A 17,361-nucleotide genomic window follows, 5' to 3' on the forward strand; every position below is an offset into this window, starting at 1 on the left:
GGAAAACGGGGGGCAGGTCAATGGTCCATGCCCCCCATCATGCCGCCCATCATGTCGTTCATGGTCAGCCATTCGACCGGATCGAGGGCAGGCACGGGAGCTTGAAGACCTTCACGCACGGCCAGCGTGGCACGCGCGTAGCCTGTCCGGTCCATCGCCTGGGCGAAGATCGTGTAAGCGTCATCCCGTGGCTGGACGATCACGTCGACGGTTTCGCCAGGACCGAATCGGAACTCATCGACGGTCACCGGCTCCACGTCAACACCATCGACGTGCACCACCGTGAGTTTCAGTCCTGGAATGCGTACGTCGTAGAAGGTGTTGCCCGCACCGTTGACCATGCGCAGCCGCACGCGCTCACCCGGTCGGAACAGCGCCGTCCAATTGCCGGCGGGGGTGACGCCGTTGGCCAGATAGGTCAGCGTGGCGGCAGACAGATCTGCGAGATCCGTCGGATTCATCCGCATCTCGTTCCACATCTTGCGCTTGTCGATCGCAGCGGCCGTGCCTTCGCGCGAGGCGTCCCGGAAGAAGTCGAAGACGGTAGGTTGGTTGTAGTTGTAATAGTCGCTTTGGGACTTGAGCTTGGTGAACACCCGCATCGGGTCTTCGTCGGTCCAATCCGAGAACAGCAGCACGTGGTCACGGTCGGCGTGGATGGTCTCGGCGCCAGCGGGGTCGATGATGATCGCCCCGTACATGCCCGTGAGTTCCTGGAAGCCGGAGTGCGAGTGGTACCAGTAGGAGCCGCTCTGCTGAACCTTGAAGCGGTACGTGAAGGTCTCGCCGGGAGCGATGCCATTGAAGCTGATGCCCGGCACGCCATCCATCTGATACGGCAGGATGATCCCGTGCCAGTGAATGGATGTGGCTTCACGCAGCTTGTTGGTTACACGGATTGTGACGGTGTCACCCTCGCGCCAACGCAATGTCGGTGCCGGCAGCGAGCCGTTGATGGTCGTAGCCACGCCTGGCTTGCCCGTGAAGTTCACGGGCGATTCGGCGATCACCAAGTCGAACTCGGTGCCCTTCAGCACAGGGGCGGCACCGCGCGTCGCGGAGCCTTGCTGGGCAAATGCCTTGAACGCCGGCGTGGACAGCCCAGCGAGAACGCCGCCGGCGGCTAACCCTTGGACGAAACGCCGACGAGAAAGGCCCTGTGTGGGCACGATAAAAAAGGGTGAACGAGGCGGCATGGCCTGAAATCCTCCATAGATGACTCGGAAGTCGTTCTAAACGCCACCCCATCCTGAGCGGCACAGTTCGACGCAATGCAGGTCATGCTATGGGTTGGGCACTTTCCATCGAATGACCCCTGAATTACATTCATGTAATGTTCGTGTCATGTTCGTGGAAGCTGGCAACCAGTAAATTGCTGATTGAAAGTGGATGAATGCGTACATCGTGAGCGGCTATTTTTCCGCGCCGTAGCGATTTCATGGGACATGCGATGAAACTGCTGGTCGTTGAAGACGAGAACAAGACGGCGGATTACGTCCGCCAAGGTCTCATGGAGGCGGGATTCGTCGTGGATCTGGCGCGCAACGGATTGGACGGACACCACCTGGCCATGGGCGAGACATACGATCTGGTGGTCTTGGATGTCATGCTGCCGGATGTCGATGGCTGGCGCATCGTGCGTGCCCTTCGAGATGCCGGTAAACAGGTCCCTGTGCTCTTTCTGACGGCGCGTGGCGGTGTAGACGACCGTGTCAAGGGATTGGAACTGGGAGCGGACGACTACCTCGTCAAGCCATTCGCGTTCTCTGAGTTGCTGGCGCGGGTGCGGACGCTGCTGCGACGCGGAAGCGCTCCGAGCCAGCCTGATCGCATCCAGGTTGCCGATTTGGTGCTGGACTTGGCGCGCCGGCGCGCAACGCCCGCTGGCCAACGCATCAATCTCACCAGCAAGGAGTTCGCGTTGCTTGAGCTCCTGGCCCGTCGCCAGGGGGAGGTCCTTCCACGGTCTCTGATCGCGTCGCAGGTATGGGACATGAATTTCGACAGCGACAGCAACGTCATCGATGTAGCCATCCGCCGTCTACGCGCGAAGATAGACGATGCGTTCAATCCGAAGCTCATCCACACCGTGCGTGGAATGGGATACACGCTCGATGCGCCCGATGATGCCCCTGCGCCATAAGCCGCGGCAAAGCCGTCCAGCGTCGCTTGCATTGAGGGTCACGGCCCTCGTTGGTATCGCCACGACCTTGGTGTTTCTTGTGTTCAATTGGGTCATTCTCCGGTCGTTGGAGCACCACTTTGCTCAACAGGATGCCCACGAACTGGAGGCAGTGACAACCGCTTTGGCTCAGCCCTTGCACCAGCTTGCAAGTGACATCGCAAGCGACGAACTGAAGCAACACTTGGCCAACGCAGTCGCAGGACATCATGGGATGACGTACGGCGTCTACGATGGGGCTGGCAATAGCATCTATGCCACGCCCGGTCCTGACCTGTCTAAACTTGCCAGTAGCAAAAAGTTGGTCAACCGCATCACCGCTGACGATTTGATCGTGTGGCAGGAGGATCAGAGGTCATATCGAGGTGTGGTGCTGCAACTGCCTGCTGACGATTCAGCGGCGCCCGGCTACCGCATCGTCGCTGCCATGGACATCGGCTTTCATCTCGACTTCCTGGCGGAGTTCAAGCGCATGCTCTGGTGGGCAACCGGCTTGGTCATGTGCCTGGCGCTCGGTGTGGCTTGGCTGGCGGTGCAGTGGGGCCACCTGCCGATTCGCAAGGTCAATGAAGAGATTCGGGCGATTCGCTCTTCAAAGCTGGATGTGAGGCTGGATCCTCGGGATGTGCCGATCGAACTGGCGGAACTGGTATTCGCCTTCAACGATATGTTGGCGAGAATCGAGGAAGGCTTCACCCGGCTATCACACTTTTCCGCAGACATCGCGCACGAGTTGCGCACGCCCGTCACCAACCTGGTCACGCAGACTCACGTGGCGCTTGGCCAGCCGCGCAGCAACGAGGAATACAGAGAAATCCTCTATTCAAATTTGGAAGAGTTTGATCGGATGGGACGCATGATTGGTGACATGCTGTTTCTTGCCCAAACGGAAAATGATCCCCGCAACTTGCGTCTGTCTACCATTGATCTGTCCGAATTGGTGCGGAGTCTGTTCGACTATTTCGAGGCGCTGGCAGAAGATAGCGGCATTACGCTTGGTGTTAAAGGGGCGATCGGCAGCATAGCGGCGGATCGGGAAATGCTCACCCGGGCGCTGAACAATCTTCTCTCGAATGCAATTCGACACACGCCTCGCGGCAAGAGCATCACGGTCTTGCTTTCGCAGGACGAGCAGTGGACAACGATCAGTGTGGTCAATCCCGGTGAGAGAATTCCTGAGCGCGATCTACCAAAGCTCTTCAACCGCTTCTACCGAGTTGATCCGGCACGGCAACGAAATACGGCGGGCGCCGGTCTTGGCCTTGCCATCGTGAAATCGATTGCGGAGGCACATGGTGGCTCCGTTGCCGTGACCTCCAGTGAGCTTGTCACCAGGTTTGACTTGGTATTGCCCCATCTGCGGCAGTAGTCCGAGGGCGCTGCGGTCCGTCCAGCCAACTGGCGTATCTCTTTGCCTGATTCTGGGATCTACCCGGCCGGCCACGTTGCTACGCGAGCGGGACATTTTTTCTCCGTGACTGCCACGTGCCCAGTCCTAGCGGCAGGCGCCGACATCATGCGCTTGTGTATCCCATCGCTACGTCCACACCGCGCGCGGGGGCCTTTGCTCGGTCGTGATCCGGTCACCGATCGTCGATAGCCTCAGCGGTCAGTGCCGAACGTCTGCCTGCTCGGCGCCTCGATCGCGCGCAGACCTGGCTGTGTGCGCTGAGCCCCTGAGGTGAGTTGGAAGTTGGTCTGCTGGTTCGTTGCGCGGGTATATGTACCCGTAGCTGGGTACAGAGAGTCTTATTGATCAAGATCAAGGTACTGCTATCAGGCGCCGGCTGCATATGAACGCAGCCAACCGCCAAAACTACCTATGCAGGTGTCCACTAAAACTTGACCACTGCACCCCGCCCGAAGGCTTCTCCGACTCGCCCGCTGACGCGGGCCAGGTCAACCCCACAACGACAGGCGAGAACGCCCCGCCATGCCTTGCAGCGCCGGTCTTGAGGCGTGGCGTGGAAGCTCCATAGCGATGCCGGGCGGGTTGTCCCTGAACCGCGTTGAGGACGGCACGCACCTGCACAACCTGCCGCAGCAAGCGCCAGCGTGTTCGCCAGCGTCCCGTCCATCGCGGCGGGGCGCTGGCCGGGCCGATCCGGCGCAGCCGGTTCGGCGGCATCGAGGGGCGCCAAGCATCGCGCGGCGGGGATAGCCCGCAGGGCTTTCCCCTGGAGGCAAGCGAAGCGCGCAGCGCCGCAGGCGCGAAGGCGTGAGCAACTGTCTTGAAAGTCAAGCCTCGCAAGCGCGCAGGCTCCATTCAATTGAAGCGTTTTGCCAATGATTCAATAAATGTTGTATTATCGAATCATGAACGAGACCCAAGCCATTTCCGCCCTCGGCGCCCTGGCCCATACCCAGCGGCTGCGCGTGTTCCGCGCCCTGGTGGTCGCCGGCCCCGAAGGGCTGACACCCAGCGTCCTCGCCGACCAGCTCGACGTGGCCCGCAACTCCCTGTCCTTCCACCTGAAAGAACTGGCCCATGCCGGCCTGGTCACCATCGAGCAGCAGGGCCGCAACCTGATCTACCGCGCCGACTTCACCCAGATGAATGGGCTGCTCGGCTATCTGACCGAGCACTGCTGCCAGGGCGGCGCGTGCGAGGTCACCGAATCCTCCTCTGCCTGTACTTCCTGCTGAAAGGATCACCCCCATGAAGCGCTTTCACGTCCACCTGCACGTCGATGACCTGAACCGCAGCATCGGCTTCTATTCCCAACTGTTCGCCGCGCAGCCCGCGCGCGTCGAAGGCGACTACGCCAAATGGATGCTCGAAGACCCGCCGGTCAACTTCGCCATCTCCACACGTGGCAACAAGCCGGGCATCGACCACCTGGGTATCCAGACCGACGATGCCGAGGAATTGGCGGTGCTGAAGGCCCGCGCCGAGGCGGCCGACATGACGCTGCTGGACGAGGGCACCACGACCTGCTGCTACGCGCGCAGCGAGAAGCACTGGATCACCGATCCGCAGGGCGTGGCCTGGGAGCACTTCCACACGCTGGGCAACATTCCGGTCTTTAACGAAGCGGCGCCTGCAGCGACTTCCGCCGCAGCGTGCTGTACCCCGGTGCGCGGCAAGCCGGTGGGCGTTGCGGTGAAGCCGGCTTCCTCCTGCTGCTGATGTGAGATACCCATGACCACCGACAAGACCTACAACGCCCTGTTCATCTGCACGGGTAACTCGGCCCGCTCCATCCTGGCCGAAGGCATCCTCAATGAATTGGGCCAGGGGCGCTTTCGCGCCTACTCGGCGGGCAGCCACCCCAAGGGCGAAGTCCACCCACTGGCGCTCGCCACGCTGGAGCGGCTGCACATGCCGACCGCCGGCTACCGCAGCAAGAACTGGGACGAGTTCGCGGCGCCCGGTGCGCCGGAGCTGGATTTCATCTTCACGGTCTGCGACAACGCCGCCGGCGAGGTCTGCCCCGTGTGGCCGGGGCGCCCGATGTCGGCGCATTGGGGTGTGCCTGATCCTGCAGCCGTTGAAGGCACCGACGAGCAGAAGCGCAAGGCGTTCACGGATGCGGCGCTGACGCTGCGCCGACGCATCGAATTGTTCCTGTCGCTGCCGATTCAGCGCCTGGATGCCATGTCGCTGCAGCACGAGCTGCGCAGCATTGGTACGAAGTGAGGTTGGCGCGATGAGTGTTGGAACCCAAACGGCCGGCCGCGTGCCGGCCGCCCCCACCATGAGCGTCTTCGAGCGCTACCTGAGCGTGTGGGTGCTGCTGTGCATCGTCGCCGGTATCGCGCTCGGCCAGTTCGCGCCGGGCGTGTTCCAGGCCATCGGCCGCACGGAAGTGGCTCAGGTCAACCTGCCCGTGGGCCTGCTGATCTGGGTGATGATCATTCCCATGCTGCTCAAGGTGGACTTCGGCGCTCTCGGCCAGGTCAAGCAGCACTGGCGCGGCATCGGCGTGACGCTGTTCATCAACTGGGCCGTCAAACCATTCTCGATGGCGTTGCTGGCGTGGATCTTCATCCGCCAGGTCTTCGCGCAGTGGCTCCCCGCCGACCAGCTCGACAGCTATGTCGCGGGCCTGATCTTGCTGGCCGCCGCACCTTGCACAGCCATGGTGTTCGTCTGGAGCCGGCTGACCGGGGGCGATCCTGTGTTCACGCTGTCGCAGGTCGCGCTGAACGACACCATCATGGTGTTCGCCTTCGCGCCCATCGTCGGCCTGCTGCTGGGCCTATCGTCCATCACGGTGCCGTGGGCCACGCTGCTGGTATCGGTCGGCCTGTACATCGTGATTCCCGTCATCCTGGCCCAGTTCTGGCGCCGCGCCCTGCTGAGCAAGGGCCAAGCCGCCTTCGACCGGGCGCTGGAGCGCATCGGGCCGCTGTCCATCGCGGCGCTGCTGCTCACGCTGGTGCTGCTGTTCGCCTTCCAGGGCGAGGCCATCATCCGCCAGCCACTGGTCATCGCCATGCTGGCCGTTCCGATCCTGATCCAGGTGTTCTTCAACTCCGGCCTGGCCTACTGGCTCAACCGCAAGGCGGGCGAGCAGCACAGCATCGCTTGTCCTTCGGCGCTGATCGGCGCCAGCAACTTCTTCGAGCTTGCCGTAGCCGCCGCCATCAGCCTGTTCGGCTTCCAGTCCGGCGCCGCGCTGGCCACCGTGGTCGGCGTGCTGATCGAGGTGCCAGTCATGCTACTGGTCGTTCGGATCGTCAACCAAAGCAAGGGCTGGTATGAGTGCGGCCCGAACCCTGCCCGCGGATAACCAAGACACGACTCATGAGCAACATCACCATTTACCACAACCCCACCTGCGGCACGTCGCGCAACGTGCTGGCTCTGATCCGCAACAGCGGCGAAGAGCCGAACGTTATCGAATACCTGAAGACACCGCCTGACCGCGAAACGCTGCAACGCCTGATCACGGACATGGGCGCGCCAATGCGCGCCGTGCTGCGTGAGAAGGGTACGCCCTATGCGGAATTGGGCCTCGATGACCCGAAGTGGGGTGACGAGCAGTTGATTGGCTTCATGCTCCAGCACCCCATCCTCATCAACCGGCCCATCGTGGTGACCCCGCTGGGCACGCGCCTGTGCCGGCCCTCAGAGGCCGTGCTGGACATCCTGCCGCAGCCGCAGCGCGGCGCGTTCCGCAAGGAAGACGGCGAAGCCGTGGTGGATGCGGAGGGTCGCAGGGTCTGAGACCTCCCGCACAAGCGGCAGGCAATCTGAAGTGAGGCTGGTATTATCGAATTTCGTTATCGATATTCGATATGAAAGAGAAACCTACTCCACGTGCCATGGAGCACCACGACCTGCTGTCGGGGCTGATCCGCCTGCATGTGCTGCACCACGCAGCCGAGCAGGAGATCTACGGGCAATGGATGATCGACGAGCTGGCCCACCACGGCTACCGCCTCTCCCCCGGAACGCTGTACCCGATGCTGCACAAGATGGAGCGCGACGGCTACCTCGTCTCCCGCCAGGAGCGTGAAGGGCGCACCGTGCGCAAGCTCTACACGATCACGCCCAAGGGCAAGGAAGGCTTGGCGCTGGCCAAGGACCGCATCCGGGAGTTCACCGGGGAGGCGATGCACAAATGACAGATTCCACCAACACCTTGCAGCATGAGGCCGCTGCCGCGCGCGGCTCACCCGTCGAAGTCTTCGGCGCCTTCCTCAAGCTGGGGCTGACCTCCTTCGGCGGGCCGATCGCGCATCTGGGCTATTTCCGCTCGGAGTTCGTCGAGCGTCGCCGCTGGCTGGATGACCGCAGCTACTCCGATCTGGTCGCCCTGTGCCAGTTCCTGCCGGGGCCGGCCAGCAGCCAGGTCGGTATGGCGCTGGGGTTGGGCCGCGCGGGCTGGCTGGGGCTGCTGGCGGCCTGGGCCGGATTCACCTTGCCATCGGCGATTGCGCTGATCCTGTTCGCCTTTGGCATCGCCGAGTACCAGGGGCTGGCCCAGTCCGGCTGGGTGCACGGGCTCAAGGTCGTCGCCGTGGCCATCGTGGCGCAAGCGGTCTGGGGGATGGCCAAGTCGTTGTGCCCGGACCGGCCGCGCGCCGCGCTGGCCATTCTGGCGGCGCTGCTGACCATGGTCCTGCCCTCGGCCGCGGGACAGCTTGCCGCCATCGCGGTGGCAGGGCTGCTGGGCTGGTGGACATTGAAGATCGCGCAACCCGGCGGCGGCCACGCCCACAGCTACCCCGTCTCGCGCAAGCTGGGCATCGTGGCGCTGCTGCTGTTTGCCGCACCGCTCGTCGGGCTGCCCCTGTGGGCGGCAGCCACGGACTCGTCCACCATAGCCCTGCTGGAAGGGGTGTACCGCTCCGGTGCACTGGTCTTCGGCGGTGGACACGTTGTGCTGCCGCTGCTGCAGGCCTCGGTGGTGCCCAGCGGCGTCGTGAGCAATGCCGACTTCCTGGCCGGCTACGGTGCGGCGCAGGCCGTGCCGGGGCCGCTGTTCACTTTCTCGGCCTACCTCGGCGCGGTCGCCCACGGACCGCTGCATGGCTGGATCGGCGGGCTGGCACTCCTGGGCACGATCTTCCTCCCCGCTTTTTTCATGCTGGTCGGTGCACTGCCGTTCTGGGAAGGGCTGCGCCACCGCGCGGGCATCCAGACGGCCATGGCCGGCATCAACGCCGGCGTGGTCGGTATTCTGGTGTCCGCCCTCTATGACCCGGTATGGACGAGTGCCATCCACAGCAAGGCGGATTTTGGGCTGGCGCTGCTCTCGTTCGGACTGCTGACGGTGGGGCGCGTGCCGCCGGCGCTCGTGGTGCTGTTAGCCGGGCTGGTGGGCTGGGTCATGGCGATGGGCGTCTGAATCTCATGTGGCACACCCTGACCATCCAGCTCCGACACGAAACCGCCGACGACATTGCCGCCATCGAAGCGGTCACGACCGCCGCCTTCGCTGATGCACCACACACCAGCCACACCGAGCAATTCATCGTGCGCGCCTTGCGTGCCGCCAACGAACTGACGCTTTCCATCGTGGCCGAAGAACATGGGCGCGTCGTCGGTCACGTCGCGCTGTCGCCAGTAACGATCACCCATGAGCACAGGCGAAAGACCGAGGGCTGGTATGGGTTGGGGCCGATCTCCGTCCTGCCGCCAAGGCAGGGGCGAGGCATCGGTTCGCGCCTGATGGAACAGGCGCTGTCTGAACTGCGGGCTATGCAGGCCGCAGGCTGCGTGCTGCTGGGAGATCCAACGTACTACACGCGCTTTGGCTTCCAGGCCCATGCGGGCTTGCAACTGCCGGGCGTGCCGCCCGGCTATTTCATGGCGCTGGCCCTGCATGGGACAGTGCCGGAAGGCATCGCGCACTACAGCGATGCCTTCAACGCCGCCGCCTGAGCCAGCGCGAAGGCGGCGGCGTTTTAATTCGGCTATTGGCCTTGAACACCGGGCGCGGCCACTGTCGCACCCGGATTTCGCGTCCACCGCGCCCAGGGCGGAACGGCCTGGGCGCGGTGCTGATCGCGGTTATTCCTTCGTCTCGATGCGCCACCACACAAAGCGAAGCGCCCCGGTCGAGGCCGGGGCGCTTGCCTTCGGCGCGGGTCAAGCGGCCAGTGCCTCGGCGGGTTCATCCGCCATTGCCTCGGTATCCTCCGGGGCGTCCTGCTCCGGGCCTTCTTCCTGCGCGGCCTCCTGCGGGCCTTCGGCCTTGAAGATGGCGGGCATCCAGCCGGTGCCATCGGCCAGCCGCTCGGCCTCGCTGGCAATGTCGGCCTTCTTGAGCTTCGCCAGCCGGGTGACGAATTCCGGTGCAAACGCGCCCACGGCATCCAGAATCACGGCCTTGGAAACGTGCTTGAAGTAGCCTTCTGCGGTCGGCTTCCACCATGCGGCCATGTCGAGGCCCACGGCCTGCGCCAGTTCTGCGCCGGGCTGGTGCGGCGTGGCACGGGGCGTCACCACGTCCACCGTGGAAGCCACGCACACGGCCAGCAGCCGCACCAGTTCGTCTTGCGACTTCGCCAGCAGCGCGGCGAACAGTTCGGCGCTGTCCTCCGGCAAGGCTTCCCCGGCTACCTGTTGCAGTTCGCGCAGCGCCACAGCGGCGGGCGACTCCGGCCAGTCCGGGGCCATGCCTTCCAGCCGGTCTTGCACTTTCAGGCTCACGCCCAGCGGCAGGTCGTGGCCGTGGTAGCTGTCCTGCAAAACCTTCTGCACCATGCCATGCACCAGCGCGGCCAGCGCGACGTGCGGATGCCGGGCCACTTCGATTTGCAGCGCCGCCGTGCGGTGGGCGCTCAACCGCTGCGCCAGCTGGTCGGACAGGCTCGCGGCCTTGGGCGGGTCGTCGGCGTCCTCGTGCTCCTCGTTGGCGGCTTCGCCTTCGGTGCTGCCGAAGCCGCGCCGCAGCTTTTCCAGCGTGCGCAGCGCCTTGGCCTCGGCTTCGCGCAGCAGGCCGCGATGAATAACAGCCTCGCCGTTGCGGTCGATGGTGACGATGGCACCGGCCACCTCGCGCACTTCGGGGGCGTAGCCTTGCAAGGCATTCTCCGCGTCTTGCAGTTCTCCGACCACCTGATCGCGCCGCTGTTCCAGCTTCTCGGCCTTGGCCTCGTCCTCGGCGTCGCAGGCTTCTTCCAGTTCGGCGTCGATCTTTTCGAGGCGGGTTTCCAGCGAGGCGATGCGGCGGGCCTCGCGGGTGGTCGGCTCGCGGCGGTGGCGCGGGGCGTTCTGGAACGCCTGCCGTTCCTCGTAGGCCAGATGCGGCACGGCCTCCACCCATGCCCAGCCCTCGGCGCGCACGTCCTCGGCCAGCGTTGCCAGCTTGTCGCGCACGAGCGTTTCCAGCACTGCGGTATCGGTGAGGTAGGTTCCGGCATCGCCTTCCGCGAACAGGTCGCGGCGGATGCCGCCGCCTGCCTGCCGGTAGGCGTCCAGCCCGACGAAGCGCACCAGCGCGTGCGCGGCGTCGATTTCGCGCTCGGTCAGGCGCTCGCGCAGCTTGGACGGGCTGCGCTGCCATTCCGGCGCACCATAGAACGTGGCTTCCTGCGCGGCGTGGTCGTCGGCGAAGGGACACAGCAAGACCGCCCCCTCACGCCACCCACGCACGCCGGTTTTCGGCAAGCGGAGCGCGCAGGCACGGATCAGCGAGCCGGGCCGGAGGCGCCAGCGATGGAAGCCCGACAGGGGCGAGACTCGCGCAGCGAGGCTCAATGCGCAGCACGACAGCGCGACGGCGGCACGCCGGGACGCCCGACTGCTTGGGACAGGACTACTCGTTGTCGGTCTTGCGCGGCTCGATGTGCAACTGTCCTTGACGTGCAGCCGGGCGTAGTTGCGAAGGTACAGCGTGTCGTACTGCTTATCGGGCGATGTCAGGTGCACCACCATCAGGAAGGCGGGGGACTGCTTTTGGACGGTGATGCCCTGGCGCACCACATCGCGGGCAGCCGGGCCTGAGCCTGGGCGACGCGGTTTTGTACCCGCACCGTCGCGTCATCGGCGTTGATGCCAGAACGGAAGGTGACCGTGGTCACCAGCACGCCGTCGGAGCCGGCGACAGACTTGATGTACATCATGCCTTCGACGCCGTTGATCTGCTCCTCCAGGGGTGTCGCCACGGTCTCGGCAATCACCTTGGGGTTGGCGCCCGGATACACGGCGCGCACCACGACCTTGGGATATTCGCTGATCGGCAGCGCCGGGATCGCGAGCAGGCCCGAGACGAAGATGACGATCGACAGCACAGCCGCGAAGATCGGCCTGTCCATGAAGAACTTGGAGAGGTCCATGGGCTAATACCTTGAAAGGAGTCCAGGGGGAAGCGCGCCGCGCCGCTCGTTGTGTGATACGTCCGATCGGTGGCGCGCTCCGGCGTGGTGCTTCATTTGGTGGCGGACGCGGGCGCCGCAGCAGCCACCATGGGCACCGCCGTGGCCTGCACAGGCATGCCCGGCAAGAACACCTTCTGCGCGCCGTTGACGATCACGCGGTCGCCCGCCGCCAGCCCCCCTCGCACGATGCGCAGCCAATGGGAACTGCCACCCAGTTTCACATCACGTCGCTGCGCCAGTCCATCCTTGTCTACGATGTAGACGTAGTTACGGTCGTGGTCGGTCAGCACCGCCTTGTCGTCGATCAACACGGCCGAGAATTCGCCGCTGCCGACCAGTCGCACGCGGGTATAGAGGCCCGGCGTGAAAACGCGATCCTTGTTGTCCAGCACCGCGCGCACGGCGATCGTGCCGCTGCCCCGGTCCACCTGGTTGTCGAGGAAGTCCACCGTGCCGGTGTGAGAGAAGTCCGCCTTGTCCGCCAGGGCGATCTGGACCGGCAGCTGGCCGCCTCGCTCGCTGGGGCGCTCTCCCTTGCGCGCCATGCGCGAGTAGCGCAGGAACGCCTTCTCATCGGCCTCAAAGTAGGTATAGACCCTGTCCTGGAACACGATGGTGGTTAGCACACTGGCTGCATCGCTGGCGGCCACCAGGTTGCCTGCGGTAAAGCGGGCACGGCTGGCGCGCCCGTTGATGGGCGAGCGCACTTGGGTCCTCTCCAGGTTCAACTGCGCCGTCTCCACCGCAGCCTGCGCGGCCTGCACCTCAGCCTGCGCGGACTCGTCAGCGGCGCGGCGCTGCTCCCAGGCCTCGGTGGAGACAGCCTGCTGCTCGACCAGCACCTTGGCACGTTGCGCCTCGCTTCTGCTGCGGCCGGCTTCGCTGCGCGCCCGGGTCAATTGCGCCTGGGCCCGGGCCAGTTCCGCGCGGTAGCTTCGGGCATCGATCATGAAGAGCACATCGCCCTTCTTGACCTCGTCTCCTTCGCGATAGGCGACCCGCTCGACGTAGCCAGACACCCGTGGGCGCAGCTCGTATTCGTCCCATTACGTGATGGGCTTGATCTCGACCTGCGCGACGCTGACTTGCGGCGGCGGTGGATGGCCTCCGGCGCCAGCTCCGGCGTTCTCTTTACAACCTGCGAGCGCCATCGCGCTGAGGGAGATCAGTATCCAAAGCAGGCGCACGCCGCGAGGGTCGGAGCTGGAAGTCGTCATCTGAACAGGTTCCGTGGTCAGGTCGTAAAGCGAATGAAGCGAGCGCGATCGCGCTGCACGCTGTCCCCTGACGCTGCTTTCTTGGCAGCGCAAGACCATGAGCGACAGATGCGGCAGAGATCGAATCCCGTTGGTTGTCGGCTTCTCGTCTCGTCGCAGAACGCGCGCGCAAACCGACCTCGGCGGCATTACAAAGCCTCAAAACTTGAGGTCAAGCGATATCGACGTTCTGATTCGCGCCGTTGCGGATTGGTCCGCCGCGTCGCATTTTTGGACGGCTCTTGAGCCGCCGGTTACGCGAGAAGTGACAAGTAAGGATTGTTCGGTGGTGGCTCTGCGAACAGGAGCCGAACATCGTGCAATAGATAGCCATACAGGCGGCGGGACTTCCTGGGGCCTGTGACATCGCACGTCCAGATGTTCAGGCCCCTGGGCTTTTTGCGATGCAGTTGCAGGCGCTCGAAGCGCTTTTGTACCCATTGCCAATCCTGCTGGTTCTCCTGCTTGGCGAGAGTCCCGACCTGGGGGTGTTCTTGTGCGTAGCGTTGGAATACCCCGGGGCTGACCAGGTAGGCCGTGTCGCCCACCGTATGCACGAGCGCCTTCGCGTCGTTGATGACCAGCCGGCGGGTAGCGATACCTTGTTTCAGCCACGCCATGAAGTGCTCGCCCGATGGCTGCGCCGACGAGGACGTGGGCACCGGCGCTGATGACGGCACGGGCACCATCGAGGTTGGCGGTGGCGTTTGAGGGCCAGCGGCGGGTGCGTCGCCCGAGACGGCTTCCGCATCCTGTTGGGGAACAAGCAAATCGCCGATTCCTACCATCGCCAGCAGGTCCTCCATGACATCGGGTGCGGCTTGTGCGGCAGGCAAGTGAACCGGAGTCGCGGCGTCGACGCCCTCCCATGGAAGGGACTCTTGATCGTCGGTGGCTGGCTTTGCCGTCATTGCCGGCGAGGGCACCAAGGCATCGGCATTGTTGGGTGCCGGTGTCCCGTCGATTGCCACTGCCCCTGCGAAGGGCGCTGGCCGCTCTCCAGACTCCCAAATCAGCGCGGGAGCGAGACGCAGCAGGGTGAATGAGTGGGACCAGCCAGTCGTGCTGGTCACGGTCGCGCGCCAGACCGCCTTGCCGTCCGGCGTCGGTTGCAACATGCCGTGATCCTGCAGCACGTTGAAGACGGCGGTGTTGCTCGCGGGGATGCCGTCGACGCCTAGTGACAGCAGGTGCGCACGCAGCTTGTCCGAGACCGTCTTGCTTACCAGCCACAAGGCATCCTCGGTGATCCAGCCATCGGAGGCTTCCGGCTGGTTCAGCTTCAACTGTTCCTTGAGCAGGTAGCGCAGCCCGTCGAGCAACTTGCGCTGCAGCGCATGCTTGTGTGCAGCCATGGCGCGGGCCGGATCGCCGCCCAGTTCCTGGGCCACCGAAGCCCGGTCGGCCTGCACGACAAGTTCGCCCAGCACGCCGGCGCGCTCGTACTGGCCGGCCAGGACGTAGAGCAGCGGTCCCCACAGGTCGGGATAGCCACTGAGCCAGTCCAGGGCATCACGGTCGAGCAGTTGACGGTAGAGTAAACCTGTCGCGGCGCTGTGGAGCCGATATTCCCGATCGTCGCGGTAGCGGAAGCGGTATGGCTGGTGCAGCGGGCCGTGCCAGGGGTGCCACAGCGAGCCGTCGGACAGTTCGACGTGCAGATCGACGGCGATCTTGCCGATGTCGTGCAGCAGCGCGGCATAAGCGACTGCGGCAGTCCAGGCTTCAGACTGCGCCGCCTGGTCTTCGGGACTGCCGCCAATGGGCAGCAGATGGGACTGCCGCAGCTTGAGCGCATAGGCGACGATCTCCAACCCGTGATCCAGCATGCCGCCGGGGTAAGCGTGGTGATGGCTTTCCGATGCGGGGAATTGTTGGACCAACTCGGCGTAGTGCTCCAGCGGCGTGCGGTATAGGGTGGCGAACTGCCGCCGCGACAGCGACGTGCGCTGCCAGATGTGTTCCAGCAGCTTCTGCCGGCGCGGTGTTGCCAGCAGCGATGCGGCCGATTCGGGCCGCAGCAACCCTTTCGGGAGGTCGGTGGCGGGCGCTGGCGACGGGGCAGCGACCGGGGGCCGTTTTCGCTGGAACAGGGAGAGCATGCGGGTGTCCTCTGGGGGGCCGGCCGGGAGGCCTTTTCGCCTTTTCGAGGTAGGGCCTTTCCCCTTGCACCCCATTCCCTTGCCGTTTCGGCCCTTTGGCCTTTAACCGTTTCGGTATAGCCGGGCCTGGGTTGCGTCTCCAGCGTCAATGTGGAACCCGCACGAATGGATTGGACGGAGACCTGGCGCTGGCCCCTGCCTATGCTGCGGGGACGCTACCCCCGGCAGGTAGGCTCTCGCTCAGGCGACTAAGTTGACAAATGCGACAAGGGCGACTAGAGTGAATCCTGTCTCAAACCTGCTTGGGAGATGACCATGCCCACCGCCATTGAATTCATTGCCGATCGTCTGCCGCGCGTCACCGTGGAGGACGTGCGCCGTTTCGCGGATACCGTTGAAATCCGGGATGCGCCGGCTTTCGCGGCCGAGTTGCAGGCGTTCATTCACGAGCGCGTGGAGGCGGTAAAACTGCCAGCCAACCTCGAAGGCGAAACGGTGGAGCAGGCCCTGGCGCGCAAGGCGGCCGCGCTGCGCACCGAAACGCGCTGGACCCCGACTGAAACCGACGTCCAGCGAGGCCGCGCCGTGTTGCTGGAATCCTTCAACCAGCCGCACAACCTGCCGATCCCCGAGTACGCCAAGCTGGCGGACAAGTCGCGCCAGCAGATCTACAAGGACATCCTCGCGCGCCGGCTGCTGGCGCTGAATGTGGGGCCGCGCGGCCAGAAGCTGCCCGACTGGCAGCTCGACCCGGTGAAGCAGCAGTTGACCCAAACCGTGCTTCAAGAGGTCGAGGGCATCGACCACTGGACGATCTACCGCGCACTATCCGAACCGCTCGAAGGCTTGGGCGGACGCTCGCCGGTGGATGCGGTGACGCATGGCACAATCGATGACGTGGCCGAAGCGGTGTTCAACGTGCTGGGCGTCCAGGTGCATTGAGGCAAGACCGCCATGAGCCGCGAACTGCCCTTGTTCTTGATCGATGCGGGTGAACTGCTCCAGCATGTGAGCCGCGTCGTCTATCGGGGCAGCCCGCTGTACTATGGCCGCAGCGGCACCAATCGCTACGACGACCCGGCGCGGACCTACGGCGTGCTCTACCTGGGCCGCGACCTGTCCACGGCGCTGATGGAGTCGGTGTTTCACAAGCACCAGTGGCTGGCGGACGAGAAGCGCTCGATTGCGCTGAAGGAAGTCGAGAGCCGGCTCGTGCGGGCCGTGGGGGTCCTGGACGACGTGCGCTTGGCCGATCTCACGGCCGAGGGTGTCATGGCGGGTTACTTCGGCCTGAACCTGGAACAGTTGGCCAGCCGCGACTACACGCACACGCAGCAGGTGTCCGCCCAGGTGCATGCGATGCTCGGCGATGATGGCCAGCCGCTGTTCGACGGGGTGCTCTATCCGTCGCGCAACAACTATCCCGCCAAGAGCATCGCCCTGTTCGAGCGTGCGGCAGCAAGAGTCGGCGTTGTCGATGACATCGACCTGGTGGACCATGTGGACTGGCCGCGCTTCGTTGCCACGTATCGCGTCGGCGTGGAGCCTGATCCCGGGCCGGTGGAACCGGATGACGAAGCGTCCTGAAGCGGCAAGAGAGCACATTGAAGCCCCAAACAGAATGAAATGGACCAAACTGGAATAGGCATCCCTCTGTAGCAGGAGACGACCATGAACACCACGACCCGCATCAGCACCGCAGAACGCCTCGGCCGCACCTTTGGCCGCGGATGGCGCGCCTACGCGCGCGGCGAACGTCGGGCGTCGAACTGGTTGGTGTCCAAGGGGGTGCCGGCGGCCGTTGCCACCGCGCTCGTGTGGGTGGTCAAGCTGTCTGTGGTGGGATTGCTGCTCTACGTTGCTTTTTGGTTCGCACTCGTGTTGTTGGGCGTCGTGGCGGCGGCGTGGGCTGCTGCTGCCAATACCTCTGACGAGGACGAGTGGCCTTTCACCGATCTCACAGAACTGCGCAAGACACCGGGCTACGATCCCAATCTGTACAACGATACGTCGCACGAGTTGTACACCGACGACTGACGGACTC

The 17,361-nt window shown here is 64.3% G+C and carries 14 protein-coding genes and 4 pseudogenes; 13 read left to right on the forward strand and 5 right to left on the reverse strand.

Going from position 1 to position 17,361, the window contains the following annotated elements; translation table 11 throughout:
- Window positions 1–29: 29 nt before the first annotated feature.
- A pseudogene (locus CVS48_RS00525) lies at window positions 30–1,196 on the reverse strand (copper resistance system multicopper oxidase); the annotation flags it as partial.
- Between the two features lie 254 nt (window positions 1,197–1,450).
- Here CVS48_RS00525 and CVS48_RS00530 point away from each other — a divergent pair.
- The 10 genes from CVS48_RS00530 (at window position 1,451) to CVS48_RS00580 (ending at window position 9,518) form a co-directional block, all read left to right on the forward strand.
- A complete protein-coding gene (locus CVS48_RS00530) occupies window positions 1,451–2,143 on the forward strand; it encodes a heavy metal response regulator transcription factor (RefSeq protein WP_100857458.1) in 693 nt (230 codons plus the stop codon).
- Window positions 2,127–3,551 (forward strand): Cu(+)/Ag(+) sensor histidine kinase, encoded by a 1,425-nt coding sequence (locus CVS48_RS00535; RefSeq protein ID WP_003121551.1) that lies wholly within the window; start codon window positions 2,127–2,129, stop codon window positions 3,549–3,551. Before CVS48_RS00530 ends, CVS48_RS00535 begins: the two co-directional genes overlap by 17 nt.
- Window positions 3,552–4,498: 947 nt before the next feature.
- Window positions 4,499–4,828 carry an ArsR/SmtB family transcription factor gene (locus CVS48_RS00545; protein WP_003116799.1) on the forward strand — a complete coding sequence of 110 codons (330 nt, stop codon included), beginning with the start codon at window positions 4,499–4,501 and terminating at the stop codon, window positions 4,826–4,828.
- Window positions 4,829–4,841: 13 nt separating this feature from the next.
- Window positions 4,842–5,312 carry an ArsI/CadI family heavy metal resistance metalloenzyme gene (locus CVS48_RS00550; RefSeq protein WP_003107243.1) on the forward strand — a complete coding sequence of 157 codons (471 nt, stop codon included), beginning with the start codon at window positions 4,842–4,844 and terminating at the stop codon, window positions 5,310–5,312.
- A 12-nt stretch (window positions 5,313–5,324) separates the two neighbouring features.
- Window positions 5,325–5,822 carry an arsenate reductase ArsC gene (locus CVS48_RS00555; protein WP_003107241.1) on the forward strand — a complete coding sequence of 166 codons (498 nt, stop codon included), beginning with the start codon at window positions 5,325–5,327 and terminating at the stop codon, window positions 5,820–5,822.
- 10 nt (window positions 5,823–5,832) lie between these two features.
- On the forward strand, window positions 5,833–6,918 hold the full coding sequence (gene arsB / locus CVS48_RS00560) for an ACR3 family arsenite efflux transporter (RefSeq protein WP_003109696.1): 1,086 nt from the start codon (window positions 5,833–5,835) through the stop codon (window positions 6,916–6,918).
- A 14-nt stretch (window positions 6,919–6,932) separates the two neighbouring features.
- Window positions 6,933–7,355, forward strand: coding sequence for an arsenate reductase (glutaredoxin) (arsC, locus tag CVS48_RS00565; RefSeq protein ID WP_003107236.1), 423 nt, complete (start codon window positions 6,933–6,935; stop codon window positions 7,353–7,355).
- 71 nt (window positions 7,356–7,426) lie between these two features.
- Window positions 7,427–7,756, forward strand: coding sequence for a PadR family transcriptional regulator (locus CVS48_RS00570; RefSeq protein ID WP_015014846.1), 330 nt, complete (start codon window positions 7,427–7,429; stop codon window positions 7,754–7,756).
- Window positions 7,753–8,982 (forward strand): chromate efflux transporter, encoded by a 1,230-nt coding sequence (gene chrA, locus CVS48_RS00575; RefSeq protein WP_003107233.1) that lies wholly within the window; start codon window positions 7,753–7,755, stop codon window positions 8,980–8,982. Before CVS48_RS00570 ends, chrA begins: the two co-directional genes overlap by 4 nt.
- A 17-nt stretch (window positions 8,983–8,999) precedes the next feature.
- The gene (locus CVS48_RS00580; protein WP_023980163.1) at window positions 9,000–9,518 is read left to right on the forward strand and encodes a GNAT family N-acetyltransferase; all 519 of its coding nucleotides are present in this window, start codon (window positions 9,000–9,002) and stop codon (window positions 9,516–9,518) included.
- A gap of 207 nt (window positions 9,519–9,725) precedes the next feature.
- Here the strand turns inward: CVS48_RS00580 and CVS48_RS00585 are convergent.
- The 4 genes and pseudogenes from CVS48_RS00585 to mobH form a co-directional block, all read right to left on the reverse strand.
- Window positions 9,726–11,192 (reverse strand): annotated as a pseudogene (locus CVS48_RS00585) (chromosome partitioning protein ParB); the annotation flags it as partial.
- Between the two features lie 243 nt (window positions 11,193–11,435).
- Window positions 11,436–11,917 (reverse strand): annotated as a pseudogene (locus tag CVS48_RS00590) (efflux RND transporter permease subunit); the annotation flags it as partial.
- Window positions 11,918–12,009: 92 nt separating this feature from the next.
- Window positions 12,010–13,176, reverse strand: a pseudogene (locus CVS48_RS00595) (efflux RND transporter periplasmic adaptor subunit).
- A 293-nt stretch (window positions 13,177–13,469) separates the two neighbouring features.
- Window positions 13,470–15,317, reverse strand: coding sequence for a MobH family relaxase (gene mobH, locus CVS48_RS00600; RefSeq protein ID WP_003109768.1), 1,848 nt, complete (start codon window positions 15,315–15,317; stop codon window positions 13,470–13,472).
- Window positions 15,318–15,632: 315 nt separating this feature from the next.
- On the opposite strand from mobH, the gene CVS48_RS00610 reads away from it, so the two are divergent.
- The 3 genes from CVS48_RS00610 (at window position 15,633) to CVS48_RS00620 (ending at window position 17,354) form a co-directional block, all read left to right on the forward strand.
- Window positions 15,633–16,259 carry a hypothetical protein gene (locus CVS48_RS00610; RefSeq protein WP_003109769.1) on the forward strand — a complete coding sequence of 209 codons (627 nt, stop codon included), beginning with the start codon at window positions 15,633–15,635 and terminating at the stop codon, window positions 16,257–16,259.
- 12 nt (window positions 16,260–16,271) lie between these two features.
- Window positions 16,272–16,904 carry an RES family NAD+ phosphorylase gene (locus tag CVS48_RS00615; protein WP_003090219.1) on the forward strand — a complete coding sequence of 211 codons (633 nt, stop codon included), beginning with the start codon at window positions 16,272–16,274 and terminating at the stop codon, window positions 16,902–16,904.
- Between the two features lie 84 nt (window positions 16,905–16,988).
- A complete protein-coding gene (locus tag CVS48_RS00620; protein ID WP_003090216.1) occupies window positions 16,989–17,354 on the forward strand; it encodes a DUF3742 family protein in 366 nt (121 codons plus the stop codon).
- Window positions 17,355–17,361: the final 7 nt, after the last annotated feature.

Source organism: Achromobacter spanius, assembly GCF_002812705.1.
GTDB classification, from domain to species: Bacteria; Pseudomonadota; Gammaproteobacteria; order Burkholderiales; family Burkholderiaceae_B; genus Achromobacter; species Achromobacter spanius.

What these genes read in the sequence shown, in the direction of transcription:
- CVS48_RS00530 (WP_100857458.1), top strand. Translation starts at nt 1,451, where the DNA reads ATGAAACTGCTGGTCGTTGAAGACGAGAACAAGACGGCGGATTACGTC.
- CVS48_RS00535 (WP_003121551.1), top strand. Translation starts at nt 2,127, where the DNA reads ATGCCCCTGCGCCATAAGCCGCGGCAAAGCCGTCCAGCGTCGCTTGCA.
- CVS48_RS00545 (WP_003116799.1), top strand. Translation starts at nt 4,499, where the DNA reads ATGAACGAGACCCAAGCCATTTCCGCCCTCGGCGCCCTGGCCCATACC.
- CVS48_RS00550 (WP_003107243.1), top strand. Translation starts at nt 4,842, where the DNA reads ATGAAGCGCTTTCACGTCCACCTGCACGTCGATGACCTGAACCGCAGC.
- CVS48_RS00555 (WP_003107241.1), top strand. Translation starts at nt 5,325, where the DNA reads ATGACCACCGACAAGACCTACAACGCCCTGTTCATCTGCACGGGTAAC.
- arsB (WP_003109696.1), top strand. Translation starts at nt 5,833, where the DNA reads ATGAGTGTTGGAACCCAAACGGCCGGCCGCGTGCCGGCCGCCCCCACC.
- arsC (WP_003107236.1), top strand. Translation starts at nt 6,933, where the DNA reads ATGAGCAACATCACCATTTACCACAACCCCACCTGCGGCACGTCGCGC.
- CVS48_RS00570 (WP_015014846.1), top strand. Translation starts at nt 7,427, where the DNA reads ATGAAAGAGAAACCTACTCCACGTGCCATGGAGCACCACGACCTGCTG.
- chrA (WP_003107233.1), top strand. Translation starts at nt 7,753, where the DNA reads ATGACAGATTCCACCAACACCTTGCAGCATGAGGCCGCTGCCGCGCGC.
- mobH (WP_003109768.1), bottom strand. Translation starts at nt 15,317, where the DNA reads ATGCTCTCCCTGTTCCAGCGAAAACGGCCCCCGGTCGCTGCCCCGTCG.
- CVS48_RS00610 (WP_003109769.1), top strand. Translation starts at nt 15,633, where the DNA reads ATGCCCACCGCCATTGAATTCATTGCCGATCGTCTGCCGCGCGTCACC.
- CVS48_RS00615 (WP_003090219.1), top strand. Translation starts at nt 16,272, where the DNA reads ATGAGCCGCGAACTGCCCTTGTTCTTGATCGATGCGGGTGAACTGCTC.
- CVS48_RS00620 (WP_003090216.1), top strand. Translation starts at nt 16,989, where the DNA reads ATGAACACCACGACCCGCATCAGCACCGCAGAACGCCTCGGCCGCACC.